Raw genomic sequence first — 18,464 nt, forward strand, 5'->3', positions numbered from 1 at the left:
TCAGTTCTTCTCTCGGGTCAACCAGCGCTGGATGAGCGCGATGATCAGTACGGCCACGAAGAACAGGAGCGAGATCGCAGCGGCGTAGCCGATCTCCTGCTGCTCGTAGCCCTTGCGCACCGCGTGGAACACGACGGTCGACGTCGAGTTGAGGGGACCGCCCTGCGTCATCACGTCGACCTGGACGAAGAGGCCGAGAGCGGCGATCGTGATCGTGACGAGGACGAACACCATGGTCGGACGCAGGCCCGGCCAGGTGACGTTGGTGAACTGACGCCAGCGGCTCGCGCCGTCCATCCGCGCCGCCTCGTAGAGCTCCTCGGGAATGGTCTGCAGCCCCGCGAGCCAGATGATCATGTGGAAGCCGACGGCCTGCCAGATCGACAGAACGATAATGGCCCCGAGCGCCGTGCTCGGGTCGTTCAGCCAGTCGGCGCCCTTGAGCGCCCCGAAGGTGACGGCGTCGATCATCGAGTTGATCAGCCCGTCGCTCTGGTACATGAAGCGCCAGAGGATCGACACCACGACGATCGAGGTGACCACGGGGATGAAGAAGACCACCCTGAAGAAGGTCGTGCCGCGCAGGCGCTGGTTGACCAGCACCGCGAGGAACAGGCCCAGGCCGGCCTGGACCGGCACGACGACCAGGGCGAAGAGGAAGGTGTTCACCGCCGACTGCAGGAAGACCGGGTCGGCCGTGAACGCGCGGAAGAAGTTGTCGAGACCGACGAAGCGCGGCGGGTTCGGCGAGATCAGGCGGGCGTTCGTGAACGACAGTGTGAACGCCAGCAGGACGGGGACGATGAGGAAGAGCAGGAGCAGGAGGGCGGCGGGAGCCATCATCGCCAGGCCCGCCCACGTCTCGCGTCCGCGCGAGGAGCGGAAGCGGCTGAGGGATCGGCGCGGCTGCTTCGCCGCGGCGACCGGAGGAGACACGGTCATCAGGTTCTTCTTTCGCGGGTCGCGGTGGGGGTCCGGGACGGACCCCCACCGCTGGGCGCGGCGTTACTTCGCGCCGTAGCCGTCGTTGGACTCGATGTTGGTGTCGATCTCGGTGACCGCGGCATCCAGGGCCGACTGCACGTCGGCGCCGTTCATGATGTCCTTGGCCGCCGTCTCGAACGTGGTCGAGATCACCGCGTAGGCGGGGGTCTCGGGGCGCAGCACGGCGTACTCCTTCGAGAACTCCGCGAACGGGCGCAGGGCGCCGTCGGTGGAGTTGAAGTACTTCGACGCCTCGGTGGCCGCCTCGGTGGCGGGGATCACGAGCTGCTCATCGGCGAACTGGGTGATGTACTTGTCGTCGAAGCTGAACTCGAGGTACTGGCGGGCGCCGTCGGCATCCGCGCAGGACGACGAGATGCCCCACTGCCACGAACCGCCACCGATCTTGGGGCCGTTGCCGAGGTTCGGCGGGGGCAGGATCAGCAGGTCGTCACCGACCGCATCCACCGCGGCCAGGCCGTTCCAGACGCCGGTGTAGCTCAGGGCCACCTTGCCGTCGACGAACTCCTGGTTGCCCACGGTGCCGCCGCTGTTGGCGTACCCCTTCTTGAACAGGTCCTGGAACCAGGTGCCCCACTTCACGGCATCCGGTCCGTTCAGGGTGCCGTCGGCCGACAGCATCGTCGAGCGGTCGATCAGGTCGCCGCCGAAGCTCTGCAGGAACGGCGAGTAGGCGTACGGCCACCACTCGCCCTTGTCCTCGGCGCCGATGTCGATGGGGGTGTCGTAGCCCGCGGCCTTGAGGGTCGCCAGCGCCTGGTCGAACTCCGACTCGCTCCACGGCTGGTCGATGCTCGGGATGCGGATGCCGTTGGCATCCAGCACCGACTTGCGCGCGAAGATGCCGAGGGCCGCGTCCCAGTACCCGGCGGAGTAGATCTCGCCGTTGTACTTCCCGACCGCGGTCGGGAGCAGCTTGTCGGTGATGTCGCTGGAGATGTTCAGCGGCTGCAGGTAGTTGGCCCACGCCCAGTTGGGCATGATGGGCCCGTCCAGGTCTAGCAGGCAGGGCAGGTCTCCGGATGCCGCTGCGGCGACGATCGCGTCGTTGTACGCGCCCTGCGGGAACGACTCGGTCTTGACCTCGTAGGTGTCCTGCGAGGCGTTGAAGTCGCTGATGATCTTCTCGTAGACGGCGAGCTCGGCGGGGTTTCCGGCCGAGTGGGTCCACATGGTCAGGACGGTGCGACCGTCTTCGGTCGTCGTGCTGCCCTGGCCGGCCTGACCGCAGCCGGTCATGACCAGCGCGGCAGCGACGCCCATCGCGGCGAGCGGGATGAAGGACTTCTTCATCGTGTTCCTTTCGGTGTACGACGACATCGCTGTCGCCATCGTGAGGGGACGCCGAGGTGGCGTCAGTCCGCGGCCCGGGGTTCCCGCGCGCTGCCGAGGTGCGCGGGAGGGCCGACGGAAGCCCGACGAACGATCGGGCAGTCCATGAGGTGGGGGGAGATCGTGTCCGCCTCGCGGAGGCCGAGGGCGACCTCCATGGCCCAGCGGCCCATGGCCGCGTGGGGGAGCGAGACGGTGGTCAGCGGGGGATCGAGCTCGGCCGCGACCAGCTGCTGGTCGTCGTAGCCGACGATCGACAGGTCTTCGGGAATGCGGATGCCGTGACGGTGCGCCCACATGACGACGCCGGCCGCGATGCGGTCGTTGAAGGCGAAGATGCCCGTGGGGCGCTGCTCGCCCGGCAGGGCGAACAGCTCGGTGACGGCGCGCTGGCCGCCGGCTGCCGACGTCGGGGCGTAGACGTGCAGAGCGGGATCGGGGGTGATGCCCGCCTCGCTCAGGACGTCGATGTACCCCTGCAGGCGCAGCTGGGCGGCGATGGGGCGGTCGTCGTCGCCGTCGTCGATGTAGGCGATGCGCCGGTGGCCGGCGTCGAGGAGTTCCTGCGCGGCGGCGCGGCCCCCGGCGTAGTCATCGGGCACGACAGCGGGGTAGCCGCCGCCGTCCGGGCGGCAGTCGAGGAAGACCGTTCCGGCCGGGAGCCCCGCGGGGGCGGGCAGCACCCGGTGGTACATCGAGGCGTAGACCATGCCGTCGACGCGGTGGTTGACGAGGGTCGAGATCGCGTCGGACTCGATCTCGGGGTGGCCGTCGGTGTCGACGAGGATGACGAGACGCTCGTGCTCGCGCGCCACCTCTTGAGCCCCGGCGAGCATCCGGCCGGCGAAGGGGGTCGTGGCGATGCGATCCGATACGAGGCCGATCGTGCCGGTCACACGGGTGCGCAGGCTCCGGGCGATCGGGTTGGGCGAGTAGCCGACCTCGTCGGCAACCCGGCGCACGCGCTCTTTGGTCTCGTCCGAGATGCGGGACTCGGCGCCGTTGAGGACGAGCGAGACGGTCGCGGGAGAGACGCCCGCCGCTTTCGCGACGTCGGCGAGACGCACTCGAGTCATCGCTCCACCCTCCGTTGGATAATCGATTTATCTTGCTGATAAACCGATTTATCAGCGACCGAGATCAGTGTGAGGTCTGGGATGCCGCGGTGTCAAGTAACGGTCGGATCACGACGCTCGCCGTCGAGGCGCGGCTGTCGCGCCGTGCGTGTCGACGCCATGCGCGTCCGCGTGGGGGCGGGTCGTTCGGGTGGGTCGCGGCAACCTGCGTCCGGACTCCCCCCGCCACGACATCGCGTGAGGTGGACGAACGCACGCGGCTTCGTGGCTGCTACTGCGTGGCGGTCAGGAAGCCCGCCACCAGGCGCGCTGCATCGGGGCGGTTGCGAAGGTCCGAGGCCTTTCGCACATCGAGTTCGTCGTCGAACTCGACGAGGGGCTGAGCCGCGTCGGGTCCGTCGTGGCTGACACGCTCGTGCACCCACGAGAAGAAGACGCGAAGCCGGAGTTGCCCGGCCAGGTACCCTTTGCAGGCAACGCGAAGCGCGAGGATCGACACCTCCTCGCCGTCGCGGTCCAGCGGCCGCCCGCCCGCCTCGACGAGCGCCCGAGAACTGAGGGAGAAAACGTCCGGAGCGGTGGCGTCCGGGTACAGCGAGGCAAGAGCCGCGAGCGACTCGGTGACCGTGCCGGCGGCTATGAGATCAGCCGCCAGCGCGATGACGTCGCGGGGAGCGACGACCCCCCACTGCATGGCCGCCGTCGCCTCGCGGAGGGTGGACGGTGCGGGGACACCCAGGCTCGCGACGGTGACGTGCACTCCACCATCGTCTTTCCTGCTCCTCGGCGGCATGGCAGCGGCCGCGTTCGCCCCGCGCAGCACATCGGCCGGGATGGGTCGGCGGCACGGTGGCTCTGTGCTGAACCCGTGATCGATCTCGTACATGCATTCCGAACAGGTGCGATCACTGGTGTCGTGATCCGCATCTGCACCGTGCTCGAGGAAGGGATGTCCGCAGTCACCGCACGTCGTCATGGGCAGGAACCGGAATCGCGCGCGTCTGGAACGCCGCGCATCCCGTCGTGAACGCCAGCGCGACAAGAGGGACACGACGCGAGCGTATCGGCCGAGTGAGGTCGCTCGGAGCCGAAACCGCATGTGCGCGACGAGACCGCACGCGTTCGTCGTCAACGACGTGCGGTCTCGGCGAACGGATGCGGGTTCGGCGCGCGGCACCGCGCGGCGCCGCGCGGCGCCGCCCGACGGCCGCCCGGCCGTCAGGCGGGATCGCCGCCGAGCGGACCCACCGCCGGGATGGGGCCGCCGTCGTCCGCACCGGTCCTGCGGGCGCGGGCGATCGCGTTGCCCAGGTGGTAGATCACCAGGGCGGCGACCGATCCGAGCACGATCGCGCCGAGCTGGAAGTCTCCCCACTGCATCGTGAACCCGGCGATCGCGAGGACCAGGGCCACGGCTCCCGTGTACTGGTTGACCGGGCGCGAGAAGTCGACGCGGTTGTCGACCCAGATCTTGATGCCGATGATGCCGATCAGACCGTACAGCGCGGTGGTGACACCGCCGAGCACCCCCGGCGGGATCGTGTTGAACACCGCGCCGACCTTGGGCGACAGGCTCAGCACGATCGCGGTCAGACCGGCGACCCAGTACACCGCCGTGGAGTACACGCGGGTCGCGGACATGACGCCGATGTTCTCGCCGTAGGTGGTCGTGCCCGAGCCGCCGAACGCTCCGGCGAGCGTCGTGGCGGCGCCGTCGGCGATGAGGGCGCGGCCGGTGGAGCGGTTGGCCGTGGCATCCGTCATCGCCGCCACACCGCGCACGTGCCCGACGTTCTCGGCCACGAGCACCAGGACGACGGGAAGGAACATCGCGATGACCGACCACGTGCCGGCCGACGCGAAGTCCGGGAAGCGGAACTCGGGCAGGCCGACCCACGGTGCCGCCTCGACGGCGGCGAAGTCGATCAGCGTCTCGCCCGTGGCGACCTGGATCAGCACCGTCGCGACGTACCCGACGATGACGCCGAGGAAGATCGAGATGCGCCCCAGGAAGCCGCGGAACAGGACGCTGAACAGGATGACGGCGACGAGCGTGATCGTTCCCGGCAGCGGCTGCACCTGGAAGTTCGACCACGCGACCGGTGCGAGGTTGAAGCCGATCAGTGCGACGATCGCGCCCGCGACCACGGGAGGCATGACTCGGTCGACCCAGCCGAGTCCGGCGAACTGCACGACGAAGCCGATCGCCATGAGCAGCACGCCCACGGCGACGATGCCCGCGAGGGCCGAGCCGCCGGTGGCGTCCATGGTCGTCGCAGCGGTGATCGGGGCGATGAACGCGAACGACGACCCGAGGTAGCTGGGCAGGCGGTTGCGCGTCACGAGCAGGAAGAGCAGCGTGCCCACGCCCGAGAACAGCAGCGTCGTCGACACCGGGAACCCGGTGAGCACCGGCACCAGGAACGTCGCGCCGAACATCGCGATCACGTGCTGCAGGCCGATCGCGATGGTGGCGCCCCAGTTGAGTCGTTCGCCCGGGGCGACGACCGCCCCCGGTGCGACGGTGCGCCCATCGCCGTGCAGCTTCCAGCGGAACATATGTCTCCTCGGGGTGATGGATGCCGAGACCGCACGCGTCTGCCGAGAGCGCAGGCCCTCGGCGTCAGAAACGTGCGTCTTCGGCGAGCGGGTGCGGTTTCGCGGCCTGACGGTCGAGCGACGGCGGGGTCAGGACGCCGTCAGCAGGCGCAGCAGGGTCGCGTAGCGCTCGCGCGTGCGCTCGACGATCTCGTCGGGCAGGGTGGGGGGCTCGCCCTGCTTGTCCCAGTTCGCCGCGAGCCAATCGCGGACGATCTGCTTGTCGAAGCTCGCCATGCGCTCGGCCGGGGTCGTGCCGGTGCGCCAGGACTCGGCATCCCAGTATCGGGACGAGTCCGAGGTGAGCACCTCGTCGGCCAGGGTCAGCACGCCCTCGGCGTCGAAGCCGAACTCGAACTTGGTGTCGGCGAGGATCAGGCCGTGCGCCTCGGCGGTGGCGGCGGCGCGGCGGTAGATCTCGAGCGAGAGGTCGCGCAGCGCGGTCGCCGTCCCGGCCCCGACCAACTCGACCGACCGTTCGAAGGTGATGTTCTCGTCGTGCTCGCCCATCGGCGCCTTGAACGCCGGGGTGTAGAGGGGTTCGGGGAGGCGGTCGCCGTCCGAGAGCCCCTCGGGGAGCGGGATGCCGCACACCGTGCCCGACGCGCGGTACTCGGCCCAGCCCGAACCGGTCAGGTAGCCGCGTACGACGCACTCGATCGGCTGCATGTCGAGCGAGCGCACGAGCATCGCCCGCCCCTGCACGGCATCCGGGATCACCGAGATCGCGTCGTCGGAGGCCAGCACGTGGTCGGGTGCGAGGTGGTGGGGGATGCCCGGACCGCCGTCGGCCCCCGCGAGCTGATCGAACCACCACAGGCTCAGCGTGGTCAGCAGTTCGCCTTTGTCCGGGATGCCGGGGCTCAGCACCTGATCGAAGGCGCTGACGCGGTCGCTGGCCACCACGAGCAGTCGCGCGGGGGCCGCGTCGTCGGCGGTGTCGGCGGGCACGTAGAGGTCGCGAACCTTGCCGGAATAGACGTGTCGCCAACCGGGGAGCTCGAGCGGGGGAGCGGAGGTCACCCGCTCATTATCGCGGGTCCCCGCGGGCGGTGCGGGCGCGGATTGTTCCATAGCCGCCTTCGCGGCGCCTGCCCCCGGGGCGTGCGCAGACCCCTGGCTAGCCTGAAAGGTATGACCGAGGCAGCCCCCGACACCGCGGCATCCATCGATCCCCACGCGGGGAGCCGCCATCAGACCATCCGCGGCTGGGTCTTCTGGCCCGCCGCCGCCATCGCGCTGGCGTTCATCGCGTTCGCGCTGTTCTTCCCCGCGGCGGCCGAGGCCGCGTTCGACGCGGTGCAGACGACGATCGTGTCGACCTTCAACTGGTACTACGTGCTGATCGCGGCGTTCTTCGTCGTGTTCGCCCTGGCGATGGGCTTCAGCCGTTTCGGCAATATCAAGCTCGGTCAGGACGACGACGAGCCGGAGTTCTCGACCATCTCGTGGTTCTCGCTGCTGTTCGCCGCGGGAATGGGTATCGGCCTGGTCTTCTACGGGGTGAGCGAACCGCTCAGCCACTTCGTCTCCCCGCGGCCCGGGGTGACCGGCACTCCCGCCGAGCTCGCGCAGCAGGCGATGTCGCAGACGTTCCTGCACTGGGGCGTGCACGCGTGGTCCATCTACGTCGTGCTGGGTCTCGCCCTCGCCTACGCCTTCCACCGTCGCAAGCGCCCGCGCACGATCCGCTGGGCGCTCGAGCCGATCCTCGGCGCCCGTCTCGTCCAGGGCGGCTGGGGCAACGCCGTCGACGTGGCGGCTCTCGTGGGCACGCTCTTCGGCGTGGCGACCTCGCTCGGGCTGGGTGTCATCCAGATCAGCGCCGGACTCGATTTCCTCGGCGTCGTGCCGCCGTCGATCATCAGCCAGGCGATCATCATCGGCATCATCACGGGCTTCGTCCTGTTCTCGCTGCTCTCGGGCGTGGGCAAGGGCATGAAGTGGCTGTCGAACATCAACCTGGTACTCGCGGCACTGCTCATGCTGTTCCTGCTCTTCGTCGGGCCCACCGAGTTCCTGCTGCGCGACGTCGTCCAATCGATCGGCAACTACATCCAGAGCTTCGTCGGACTGTCGTTCACGGTCAGCGCCTACGCGGGCGACGACGGTGTGGCCTGGCAGGGTGCCTGGACGGCGTTCTACTGGGGCTGGTGGATCTCGTGGGCGCCCTTCGTCGGCATCTTCATCGCCCGCATCTCGCGCGGTCGGACGGTGCGGGAGTTCGTCGTCGGCGTGATCCTGGTCCCCACGCTCGTCGGCATCCTGTGGTTCACCGTCCTCGGCGGCACCGCGATCTACGGGGAGTTGACCGGGACGGCATCGCTGGCCGGTCCCGATGGTTCGGTCGACGTGTCGACGGCGCTGTTCCAGATGCTCGAGGGGGTGCCCGGCTCAGCCGTGATGATCGTGGGCTTCCTCATCCTGATCGCGGTGTTCTTCATCACCTCCGCGGATTCCGGGGCTCTCGTGATGAGCATGATCGCGACCGGCGGCGAAGAGGAGCCGAAGAACTGGGTGCGTGTCTTCTTCGCCCTGGCCACCGCCATCATCGCTTTCGCTCTGCTCATCGCGGGTGGGCTCACGGCCCTGCAGACCGCGGCGATCAGCATCGCCCTGCCCTTCAGCGTGGTGCTGCTGGCGATCTGCTGGGCGACCGTCACCGCGTTCCGCCGCGAGATGAAGGCGTACGACAAGGCTGAGCGCGCGCAGCTGCGGGACTCGATCGGCGAGCACTACGGGCTCGAGGTCGAGGAGGCGAACCAGCGCGGCATCTTCGGCCTGCCGGCGCGGTGGCGCCAGCGGCGGTCGGTGCCGGCGGCACCGGAGGAGTCGACGGTCGCCTCCGCGCCCGAGAAGGGCTGAGGGGCGGGGTCAGACGGGGGCGGTCGCGCGCTTGAGGATCTCGTCGAGCGAGGCCGGTCGCAGGATCGCGTCGCTCGAGATGAGCGCCAGTCCGATGACCCCGGCCAGGGCGCCCAGGTCGGAACGCGCGATCACCAGGTCGCGCGTGACGAGCGGCGTCGCGCGCTGATAGACGCGTTCCCGGATGCCGGACATCAGCACCTCGTCGCACTCGGCGAGCTGGCCCGACAGGGCGATGGCGCGCGGGTTGAGGATGCTGACGAGGTCGGCGATCGCATCGCCGATCACGCGTCCGGCGCCGCGGACCCGGCGCACGGCGTCGATGTCGCCCCTCTGCACCAGCTCGACGATGTCGCGGACGCCGTGGACCGACAGCCCCGCCTGGTCGAGTTCGCGTTCGATCGCCCATCCGCCGGCGTAGGCCTCCACGCAGTCGAAGCTGCCGCAGCGGCACTCGCGCGCGGGTGACTCCACGATCACCGCGCGGGTGTGGCCGATGTCGCCGGCCGCGCCCTTGTCGCCGCGGATGATCTGGCCGTTGAAGACCAGCCCGGCGCCAATGCCTGTTCCGAGCTTGAGGGCGATGACGTTGTCGAGGCGATGATGCCGGGACTCGGCGACCGCGCGGGCGTTGGCGTCGTTCTCGACGATCACGGGCGCGGCGTAGGCCGGGGCGAACCACCCCGCAATGTCGAAGCGGTCCCACCCGGTCATGATCGGGGGGTTCACGACGCGGTGCGCGGCGAACTCGACCGGCCCGGGGACGCCGATGGCGATGGCCCAGACGTCGGCGTCGGGGCGGAGTGATCGGAAGGCCTCGAGGATGGCGCCGAGGACGGGCTCCGGGCCCTCCCAGACGTCGATGGCGACCTCGGTCTGCGCGAGGGGGGTTCCGCTCAGGTCGCAGGCCGCGGCGGTGAAGCCGGTCGCGCCGATGTCGGCGCACAGGATCACGGCGCGGTCGGCGCGGAAGGCGAACCGACTCGAGGGGCGTCCGCCGGTGGACTCTCCCCCCTCGAGGGGTTGCAGCAGCCCCGCGACCGTGAGCGCGGCGAGGCGGTGGTTGATGGTCGATCGCGACAGCCCGGACAGCGTGATGACGTCGGTGCGGCTGAGCGACCCGTGCTCGCGGAAGAGTCCGAGTACGTCGCTCTCGTGCGATCCCAGCTCCGTCATCGCGTCACCTCCTCGTCAGCGTGATCACATCGTAACCGAAACCTCAAAGATCACCATCTTTTGTGTTGTCAGTAACCGAAAGGGGCGCTACATTGACGTTACCGGCACGCAGTGGTGCCCCCAACTCGAAGGACAGAGATGTTCCGCACCAACGCTCAGAAGCGCCGCCTCATCTTGCTGGCCGCGCCCGCTGCGGCCCTCGCGATCTCGCTCGCGGGATGTTCGTCCCCCGCCGCCTCCACGGCCGGCGGCTCCGGCTCGTCGTCGATCGCCGCCGTGATCAAGGGACTCGACAACCCGTTCTTCCAGGCGATGCAGGACGGCATCACCGACACCGCCTCCACCGACGGCGTGGACGTCTCGGTGCAGGCGGCCGCCGACACCGCGGACACCACCGGCCAGGCCGACAAGCTGACGACCCTCGCCGGCCAGGACATGGGCTGCTTCATCATCAACCCCATCAGCGGCACGAACCTCGTCCAGGCGCTCGCGCCGATCGCCGCGAAGGGCACCCCGGTCGTCAACATCGACCAGCCCCTCGACGCCGACGCCGCCTCCGCCGCCGGCGTCACCCCCGCCACCTACATCGGCACCGACAACGAGGCGGCCGGCGGCAAGGCCGGCGAATTCGTCGCGGGCAAGGTCGCCGCGGGCGCCAAGGTCGCCATCATCGGCGGCGTCGCGGGCAACATCACGAGCGCGGCGCGCATCGACGGCTTCAAGGCCGCGGCGAGCGGCCTCCAGGTCGTCCAGGAGGAAGCCGCCGACTGGAAGCGCGAGCTCGCCCTGACCAAGGCCACCGACATCATCGCCGCCAACCCCGACATCGCGGCATTCTTCGCGGCCAACGACGACATGGGCCTCGGCATCGTCAAGGCCGTCGAGAACGCGGGCAAGACGGGCCAGATCGTCGTCGTCAGCGTCGACGGCAACAAGGATGCCCTCGAGTCGGTCGCCGCGGGCGGCCTGTCCGCGACCGTCGCGCAGTACCCCTTCGCAATCGGTCAGCTGGGCGTGCAGGCGTGCGAGGTCGCCGTCAAGGGCGGCACGCTCCCCTCCAACGTCGAGTCCCCGACCGCCCTCGTCACCGAGAAGAACGCCTCCGACGCCATCGCGAAGTTCCCGCAGCCGTTCGAGGAGTTCACCAACCCCCTCGCCGACCTGCTCGGCTGACACCGGCCGGCACGCCGGGGCGGAGTGCGCTCCGCCCCGGCTCCCCCTCCCCTTCTTCGAGAAAGTCCGCTCCGTCATGACAACTCCGTTGAGAACGACGACGCTCGACGTTCCCCCCTCCCGCTTCGCGGCACTGGGACGGGACGCGCGCAGTCTCAGCTTCTGGGCAGAGAACGCCGCCCCCGTCGGGCTCGTCCTCCTCATGATCGTCTTCGCGATCCTCAGCCCCTCCTTCCTCACCCTCGGCAACATCCAGGCGATGCTCATCGCCTCGGCGATCCTGGTGATCCTGGCGGTCGCGCAGGCCTTCGTCATCACCACGGGCGGAATCGACCTGTCGATCTCGGCCACCATGACGCTCGGCGCGGTCGGCTTCGGCCTCGCGTGGCAGGCCGGTCTGGGCTTCTGGCTCTCGGCCGTCCTCGCGATCGTCGTGTCGGGCCTGGTCGGCGTCGCCAACGGTCTGCTCATCGCGACCGGCAAAGTCACCGACTTCATCGCCACCCTCGGAACGCTCTCGGTCGCGACGGGCCTGGCGCTCATCCTCACCCAGGGCAAGCCGATCTCGTTCACCAGCCCCGAGCTGCTGCGCCTGACCGCCGGCTCGATCGGCATCTTCGGCTTCCCCTTCCTCATCGCGGTCGTGGTCGCCGTCGTCTTCGGCGTGGTGATGTTCCGCACCCGGTTCGGGCTGCACGTGCAGGCCATCGGCGGCAGCGAAGAGGCGGCCGTCGCCAACGGCATCAACGCGGCGCGCGTGCGCATCGCGGTGTACGTGCTCGCGGCGATGCTCGCGGGCCTGGCATCCATCCTCCTCGTCGCCCGCATCGGTGCCGCCGAACCCGCCATCAACACCCAGTACCTGCTCAACTCGATCGCCGCCGTCGTCCTGGGCGGCGTCGCCCTCACCGGCGGCCGCGGAAAGATCGTCGGCCCCGTGCTGGGTGCGCTGCTGCTCACCGCCCTCAGCAACGGACTGACGCTCGTCGGCGTCTCGCAGTTCTATCAGCCGCTCGCCGTCGGTCTCGTCGTCGTACTCGCCGCCCTTCTCACGAGGTTCCAGAAGAAATGACCACTGACATCCCGGGCGGAAACGACATCGTCCTCTCCGCCGAGAACATCACCAAGTCCTTCGGCGGCGTCCACGCCCTGCGCGGCGCCTCGATGACCATGCGCCGCGGCGAGGTCACGGCCCTCATCGGCGACAACGGCGCCGGCAAGTCCACGCTCGTGCGGTGCCTCTCCGGCATCCATCGTCCCGACTCGGGCACCATCACGCTCGACGGCCGCGACGTCCACCTCGACACCCCGCTCGCCGCCCGCGAGCACGGAATCGAGACCGTGCAGCAGAACCTGGCCCTGGTCGAGGACCTGACCGTCTGGCAGAACTTCTTCCTCGGGCGTGAGAAGACGACGGGTTTCGGCCCGTTCCGCTTCCTCGACCGCAAGGCGATGAGAGCCACCGCGCAGGAACTCGTCTCCGACCTGGCGGTCAACGTGCCCCCGGTCACCAGTCGGGTGCGACGCCTGTCGGGCGGACAGCGTCAGGCGGTGTCGATCGCCCGTGCGGCCGGCTGGGGAGGATCCATCGTCATCATGGACGAACCCACCGCCGCCCTGGGCGTGCAGGAGACCGCGCGCGTGGAGGGCATCATCCGCAAGCTCAAGGAACAGGGCGTCGCGGTGCTGCTCATCAGCCACAATTTCGACCAGGTACTGCGCCTGTCGGATCACGTGTGGGTCATGCGCGGCGGTCTCGCCGTCGCCGAACGCCGCGCCGCCCAGACCGACGGAGACGAGCTCGTCGCGCTCATCACCGGCGCGAAGGCCGCCTGAGACGATGGCGCAGCGCTTCGGCATCCATGCGGGTGTGTGGGGGTTCGACTGGAGCCCCGTCGCGGCCGACCGCGCCGTCGGGGCGGCGGCAGCCGCGGGGTACGACCTCATCGAGATCCCCGCGATCGACCGAGACGAGCTCGACGCGGGCGACACCGTGCGGGCCCTCTCGCGACACGGCATCGACGCCTCGGTCTCGCTCGCGCTGTCGTTCTCGGATGACATCTCGGATGCCGACCCCGCCCGGCGCGCCCGCGGAGAGCACCGTCTCACCGAGGCGATGCACTTCGCCGCCGACATCGGCGCGACGTTCGTCGGCGGGGTGGTGTTCTCGGCGATGGGCCGCTACGACCGTCTGCCCACCGCCGAGGCGCGCGAGCGCTCGCTCGACGTGCTGCGGCGGGTCGCCGCGGTCGGCGCGCGGGCCGGCGTGACCCTCGGGGTGGAGTACGTCAACCGCTACGAGTCGAACCTGCTCAACACCGCCGCCCAGACAGCGCGGTTCGTCGACGACCTGGGCGCGCCCAACACGGTGGTCCACCTCGACACGTTCCACGCGGCGATGGAGGAGCAGAGCCTGTCGGCGGCCGTCGAGGCGGCCGGACGGCGCCTCGGCTACCTGCACGCCAGCGAGAGCCACCGCGGCCGGCTCGGCACCGGAACCATCGACTGGACCGCGCTCCTCGCCGCCCTGGCGGCGGCGGAGTTCACCGGCCCGATCACGGTCGAGACCTTCTCGCCCGTCGTCATCGGCGAGTCCTCCGCCATCGACATCGGACTGTGGCATCCGCTGTGGTCCGACCCCGACGAACTCGCCGCCACGTCGCTCGCCTTCCTGAAGGCGCGACTGGCCGAGACCGTCGCCTCCTGATCCTCCCCGTTCGACCTTTCACGAAAGAACTCACCATGGTCACCAACTCCCTCGGCGTCCACGCCCTCGTCTTCGCGGGCGGTACGACGCCCGACGACATGAGCGTCATCATCGACCAGACCCACGCCGCCGGGTACGACATCCTCGAGCTCTCGCTGCACGACGCGACCAGCCTCGACGTCGCCGATGCGCGCACCAAGCTCGAGGCCGCGGGGCTGGGCATCGTGTGCTCGCGCGGCCTCGCGTTCGCCGCCGACGTCTCGAGCGACGACCCGCAGGTGGTCGAGCGCGGGGCGAAGCTGCTGCACGACTCGCTGCAGATCACCCACGACCTCGGTGGCACGCACTTCACGGGTGCCCTGTACAGCGCGCTCGGCAAGTACGGGCACCAGCTCAGCGCCGCAGGCCGGGCCAATGTCGTGGCGACCCTGAAGGACCTCGCCGTCGAGGCGCAGGGCAAGGGCATGACGCTCGGGCTCGAGATCTGCAACCGCTACGAGACGAACGTCATCAACACCGCCGCCGAGGCCCTGCGCCTGGCCGACGACATCGGTCACGACAACGTCTTGATCCACCTGGACACGTACCACATGAACATCGAGGAGGACGACCTGGTCCGCCCCGTCCACCTGGTGGGCGACCGTCTGGGGTACGTGCACATCGGCGAGAACCACCGCGGCTACCTCGGCTCGGGACACCTCGACTTCACCGCGTTCTTCCACGCCCTCGCCGACATCGACTACACGGGCCCGATCACCTTCGAGTCGTTCTCGTCGGCCGTCGTCTCGCCGACCCTGTCGAACGATCTCGCGATCTGGCGCAACCTGTGGAACGACGGCCCGGCCCTCGCGCGGCACGCCCTGTCGTTCATGTCGATGCAGATCGAAGCGGGTCATGGCGCCTGAGGGTCCGCCCTCCTCCGCCGTCGCCGACCTGGTCGACCGCATCGAACGGGCGGCCAGCGCCACGGACGGCCGCTATCTGCTGGGCATCGCGGGCAGTCCGGGCGGCGGTAAGACGACCCTCGCCGCCGCGATCGTGGCGGAACTGAACGAGCGCCGCGGCGGTGGGGCCGCGGCGCTTCCGATGGACGGGTTCCATCTCGCGAACGCGTCGCTCGACAGGCTCGGCCGGCGTGATCGCAAGGGGGCGCTCGACACCTTCGACGGGTGGGGCTTCCTCGCGCTGCTCGAGAGGGTGCGTCGCGAGACGGGGCACACGGTGTACGCGCCGAGCTTCCGGCGCGAGGTCGATGAGGGAGTCGCGGGCGAGATCGCGATCGAGCCGTCGGCACGCATCGTCGTCGTCGAGGGCAACTATCTGCTCGTCGGCGACGAGCCGTGGGCGGGCGTGCGCGAGGCGTTGGACGAGGTGTGGTTCTGCGACACCCCCGCCGACGAGCGAGAGACGCGACTCGTCGAGCGTCACGTGCGGGGAGGGCGATCCCCGCAGGCGGCACTCGCGTGGGCGCGCGAGGTCGACGGCGTCAACGCGGTCATGATCGAGGCCACCCGCGGGCGTGCCGATCTGATCGTGTCCGGCGCGAGCGGTCGGGTGCTCATCGCCGACTGATCGCCCACCACGAATGCCCCGTGCCGCTCGGCACGGGGCATTCGTCGTTCGCGCAGCGGGAATGCGCACGCACGCAAGTCCCCCCTGGTGGGCGCGGACTGGTCGTTGACTACTGCCGGGCGCTCGACCCGGTCGACGGGTTCGCGTAACGTCGAAAAGGCGCGTATAGTCCATGTGGACTATTCGACATGGACCATAAGGAGGGGTGGATGCCGGAGCCCAGCCGTCTCACCCCGGTCGCCGTCATGATCCTCGCGACGCTGCGCGAGGGCGACATGCACACCTACGAGCTCGTCCGCCTGCTGCGCGAGCGCAAGGACGACCGTCTCGTGCCCCTGCAGAAGGGGACGATGTACCACACGGTGGCGCGCCTCGAACGCGACGGGCTGCTCGCCGAGGTCGGCGTGGACCGCCACGGCAACCGCCCCGAACGCACCACCTACACCCTGCTCGACGCCGGCCGACAAGCGGTCGACGAGTGGGTGCGCACCGAACTGCCGCAGATCGAGCGGGCGGCGGACTTCCGCGTCGCACTCGCCGAGGCGCACAACCTCGAGCGCGACGAAGTGGTCGCCCTGCTCGATCGACGCCGTGCCCTGCTCGTCGCCTCGGCGCACGAGCACCGCACCGGTCTGGACGGGGCCGCCCACCGCGGCGTCCCCGATCAGTTCATGGTCGAGGTGCAGCGCCAAGCCGCACTCCTCGACGCCGAACTCGCGTGGCAGGACGCCCTGCGTGCGCGCCTCGTCGACGGCTCCCTCGCCTGGGGCCCCGACGAGATCCCCGAACACTTCACGAAGAAACGCGTCTCGAAGGAGACCACACCATGACCGATTCCCGCGCCGCGTCCGCGGCATCCCCCTCGACGGGGTCCTTCAAGACCCCCGCCAAGAGTCCCTGGCCGGCCCTGTGGGCCCTGGTCATCGGCTTCTTCATGATCCTGGTCGACACCACGATCGTCTCGGTCGCCAACCCCGCGATCAAGGCGGCCCTCGACCCGAACACGAACAACCTCGACAACGTCGTGTGGGTCACCAGCGCCTACCTGCTCACCTACGCGGTGCCGCTGCTGATCACCGGCCGCCTCGGCGACCGCTTCGGCCCGAAGAACATCTACCTCACGGGTCTCGCGATCTTCACGCTCGCCTCCCTCGCGTGCGGTCTCGCGCCCTCTCTCGAGGTGCTGATCGCCGCTCGTGCCGTGCAGGGCCTCGGCGCCGCGCTGATGACGCCGCAGACGATGGCCGTCATCACCCGCACCTTCCCGCCGCAGAACCGCGGCGCGGCCATGGGCCTGTGGGGAGCGACCGCCGGTGTCGCGACCCTCGTCGGCCCGCTCGCGGGCGGCCTGCTCGTCGACGGCCTCGGCTGGGAGTGGATCTTCTTCATCAACATCCCCGTCGGCATCATCGGCTTCGTCGCCGCGGTGATCCTCGTGCCCCAGCTGCCCCGGACGGCGCACAAGTTCGACATCCTGGGCGTCGTCCTCAGCGCGATCGGCCTGTTCCTCATCGTCTTCGGACTCCAGGAGGGCGAGCACTACTCGTGGGCCGCGTGGATCTGGGCGATGGTCATCGCCGGTGTCGTCGTGATGGGCGTCTTCATCTGGACGCAGGGTCGAAGCACGGGAGAACCCCTCGTGCCGCTCGACCTCTTCAAGGACCGCAACTTCTCGGTCGCCAACTTCGCGATCGCGGCGGTCGGCTTCACCGTGACGAGCATGGCGCTGCCGCAGATGTTCTACCTGCAGCTCGCCCGCGGCCTCACGCCGACCGAGTCGGCGTTGCTGCTGGTGCCGCTCGCGATCCTCTCGGGCGTCCTCGCCCCGTTCGCCGGCAAGCTGCTCGACCGCACGGATCCCCGCTTCCTGCTGGTCCCCGGTCTGCTGCTGGTGGGCGGCTCGCTCGGCATCTACGTCGCGCTGATCCTCAACGACGCGCCGATCTGGATGTTCCTCATCCCCTCCGCGCTGATGGGTGTCGGGAACGCGGGCATGTGGGGTCCTCTCGCCACCACCGCCACGCGCAACCTCCCCCCGCGTCAGGCGGGGGCCGGCGCCGGCATCTACAACACCACCCGCACCGTCGGATCGGTCATCGGTTCGGCATCCATCGCCGCGTTCATGCAGGCGCGTCTCGAGGCGAACCTGCCGGGGGCAGCGGATGCCGGGGCGAGCTTCGGCGGCGGTGCGTTGCCGCCGCAGGTGGTCGGCGGGTTCTCGCAGGCCATGGGGCAGTCGCTCGTGCTGCCGATCGTGGTGATCGGAGTCGGCCTGATCGTGGTGCTGTTCATGCGGCGTCCCTCGATGATCCGCCCGCACGGTGCGCCGCGCGACGCGGACGCGGCCCAGAAGGCCGCGCAGGCCGCCCCGGCTGCCGCGGGGGAGTAAGCAGGATCACGGATGCCGTCACCCCCGGGCGGGTGGCGGCATCCGGCGTTCGACGACGCAAGTGTTACACCAGGTGTCTAGTGATACACTCGGCGCATGCCGACCAGTCACCCTCGGACCAACATCACGCACACCCCACAGGTGCGTCACGCCCTCGAGGTCGCGCGGGCACACTGGCCGGACGAGGATCGCGACAGCGTGTTACTGCTGAAACTTCTCGACGCGGGGGTCAAGACGATCGAGGCGGGCCAAGACGCCGCTGCCGAGCGTCGCATCGCTCGTATCCGCCAGCTCGCCGGTGCGCACACGGAGCTGTACGGACCGGGTTATCTGGACGAGGTCCGAGACGGGTGGGGGGAGTGATCGTCCTGGACGCCGGGGTGCTGATCGGCTTCTTGGACGCGTCCGACGCGCAGCACGCGGCCGCCGTGAACCTCATGGAGCAGAACCCGTCCGGGTACCTCGTCCATCCGCTGACGGCCGCCGAAATCTTGGTCGGTCCCGCCAAGCGCGGTGTCGCCGAACGGGTCTGGCAAGACCTGCGCGGCGTCGGCGTCGACGTCGCCGTGCT

The 18,464-nt window shown here is 69.6% G+C and carries 18 protein-coding genes; 11 read left to right on the forward strand and 7 right to left on the reverse strand.

Annotated features, from left to right (window positions below; translation table 11 throughout):
* The 6 genes from QZ433_RS03850 to QZ433_RS03875 all read right to left on the reverse strand — a co-directional run bounded on the left by QZ433_RS03850 (position 1) and on the right by QZ433_RS03875 (position 7,085).
* Positions 1–942, reverse strand: a complete 942-nt coding sequence (locus QZ433_RS03850; RefSeq protein ID WP_295780097.1) for a sugar ABC transporter permease — start codon at positions 940–942, stop codon at positions 1–3.
* Between the two features lie 63 nt (positions 943–1,005).
* Complete coding sequence (locus QZ433_RS03855) at positions 1,006–2,298, reverse strand: extracellular solute-binding protein (RefSeq protein WP_295780098.1); 1,293 nt, start codon at positions 2,296–2,298, stop codon at positions 1,006–1,008.
* A gap of 62 nt (positions 2,299–2,360) precedes the next feature.
* Positions 2,361–3,413, reverse strand: coding sequence for a LacI family DNA-binding transcriptional regulator (locus QZ433_RS03860; RefSeq protein ID WP_295780099.1), 1,053 nt, complete (start codon positions 3,411–3,413; stop codon positions 2,361–2,363).
* Positions 3,414–3,684: 271 nt separating this feature from the next.
* A complete protein-coding gene (locus tag QZ433_RS03865; RefSeq protein WP_295780100.1) occupies positions 3,685–4,464 on the reverse strand; it encodes a hypothetical protein in 780 nt (259 codons plus the stop codon).
* Between the two features lie 167 nt (positions 4,465–4,631).
* Entirely contained in the window at positions 4,632–5,972 is a 1,341-nt protein-coding gene (locus tag QZ433_RS03870; RefSeq protein WP_295780101.1) for a solute carrier family 23 protein, read from the reverse strand.
* A 129-nt stretch (positions 5,973–6,101) separates the two neighbouring features.
* Positions 6,102–7,085, reverse strand: coding sequence for a phosphoribosylaminoimidazolesuccinocarboxamide synthase (locus tag QZ433_RS03875; protein ID WP_295780102.1), 984 nt, complete (start codon positions 7,083–7,085; stop codon positions 6,102–6,104).
* Positions 7,086–7,145: 60 nt separating this feature from the next.
* Between QZ433_RS03875 and QZ433_RS03880 the strand changes: the two genes are divergently transcribed.
* Positions 7,146–8,876, forward strand: a complete 1,731-nt coding sequence (locus tag QZ433_RS03880) for a BCCT family transporter (RefSeq protein ID WP_295780103.1) — start codon at positions 7,146–7,148, stop codon at positions 8,874–8,876.
* A gap of 9 nt (positions 8,877–8,885) precedes the next feature.
* On the opposite strand, the gene QZ433_RS03885 is transcribed toward QZ433_RS03880, so the two are convergent.
* Complete coding sequence (locus QZ433_RS03885; RefSeq protein WP_295780104.1) at positions 8,886–10,052, reverse strand: ROK family protein; 1,167 nt, start codon at positions 10,050–10,052, stop codon at positions 8,886–8,888.
* Between the two features lie 138 nt (positions 10,053–10,190).
* Here QZ433_RS03885 and QZ433_RS03890 point away from each other — a divergent pair, with 138 nt between their 5' ends.
* The 10 genes from QZ433_RS03890 to QZ433_RS03935 all read left to right on the forward strand — a co-directional run.
* Positions 10,191–11,225, forward strand: coding sequence for a substrate-binding domain-containing protein (locus QZ433_RS03890; RefSeq protein ID WP_295780105.1), 1,035 nt, complete (start codon positions 10,191–10,193; stop codon positions 11,223–11,225).
* Positions 11,226–11,301: 76 nt separating this feature from the next.
* Complete coding sequence (locus tag QZ433_RS03895) at positions 11,302–12,297, forward strand: ABC transporter permease (protein ID WP_295780106.1); 996 nt, start codon at positions 11,302–11,304, stop codon at positions 12,295–12,297.
* A complete protein-coding gene (locus QZ433_RS03900; protein WP_295780107.1) occupies positions 12,294–13,061 on the forward strand; it encodes an ATP-binding cassette domain-containing protein in 768 nt (255 codons plus the stop codon). The genes QZ433_RS03895 and QZ433_RS03900 overlap by 4 nt, the downstream gene beginning before the upstream one ends.
* A gap of 4 nt (positions 13,062–13,065) precedes the next feature.
* The gene (locus QZ433_RS03905) at positions 13,066–13,932 is read left to right on the forward strand and encodes a sugar phosphate isomerase/epimerase (RefSeq protein ID WP_295780108.1); all 867 of its coding nucleotides are present in this window, start codon (positions 13,066–13,068) and stop codon (positions 13,930–13,932) included.
* 35 nt (positions 13,933–13,967) lie between these two features.
* A complete protein-coding gene (locus QZ433_RS03910; protein WP_295780109.1) occupies positions 13,968–14,837 on the forward strand; it encodes a sugar phosphate isomerase/epimerase family protein in 870 nt (289 codons plus the stop codon).
* Complete coding sequence (locus tag QZ433_RS03915; protein WP_295780110.1) at positions 14,827–15,504, forward strand: nucleoside/nucleotide kinase family protein; 678 nt, start codon at positions 14,827–14,829, stop codon at positions 15,502–15,504. Before QZ433_RS03910 ends, QZ433_RS03915 begins: the two co-directional genes overlap by 11 nt.
* 209 nt (positions 15,505–15,713) lie before the next feature.
* Positions 15,714–16,334, forward strand: a complete 621-nt coding sequence (locus tag QZ433_RS03920) for a helix-turn-helix transcriptional regulator (RefSeq protein WP_295780111.1) — start codon at positions 15,714–15,716, stop codon at positions 16,332–16,334.
* Positions 16,331–17,893 (forward strand): DHA2 family efflux MFS transporter permease subunit, encoded by a 1,563-nt coding sequence (locus QZ433_RS03925; RefSeq protein WP_295780112.1) that lies wholly within the window; start codon positions 16,331–16,333, stop codon positions 17,891–17,893. The genes QZ433_RS03920 and QZ433_RS03925 overlap by 4 nt, the downstream gene beginning before the upstream one ends.
* A gap of 96 nt (positions 17,894–17,989) precedes the next feature.
* Entirely contained in the window at positions 17,990–18,256 is a 267-nt protein-coding gene (locus tag QZ433_RS03930; RefSeq protein WP_295780113.1) for a hypothetical protein, read from the forward strand.
* Positions 18,253–18,464 (forward strand): hypothetical protein (locus QZ433_RS03935; RefSeq protein WP_295780114.1); only part of this gene is annotated, 212 nt, incomplete at its 3' end. The genes QZ433_RS03930 and QZ433_RS03935, both read left to right, overlap by 4 nt.

Source organism: uncultured Microbacterium sp., assembly GCF_913776565.1.
In the GTDB taxonomy this organism is placed as follows: domain Bacteria; phylum Actinomycetota; class Actinomycetes; order Actinomycetales; family Microbacteriaceae; genus Microbacterium.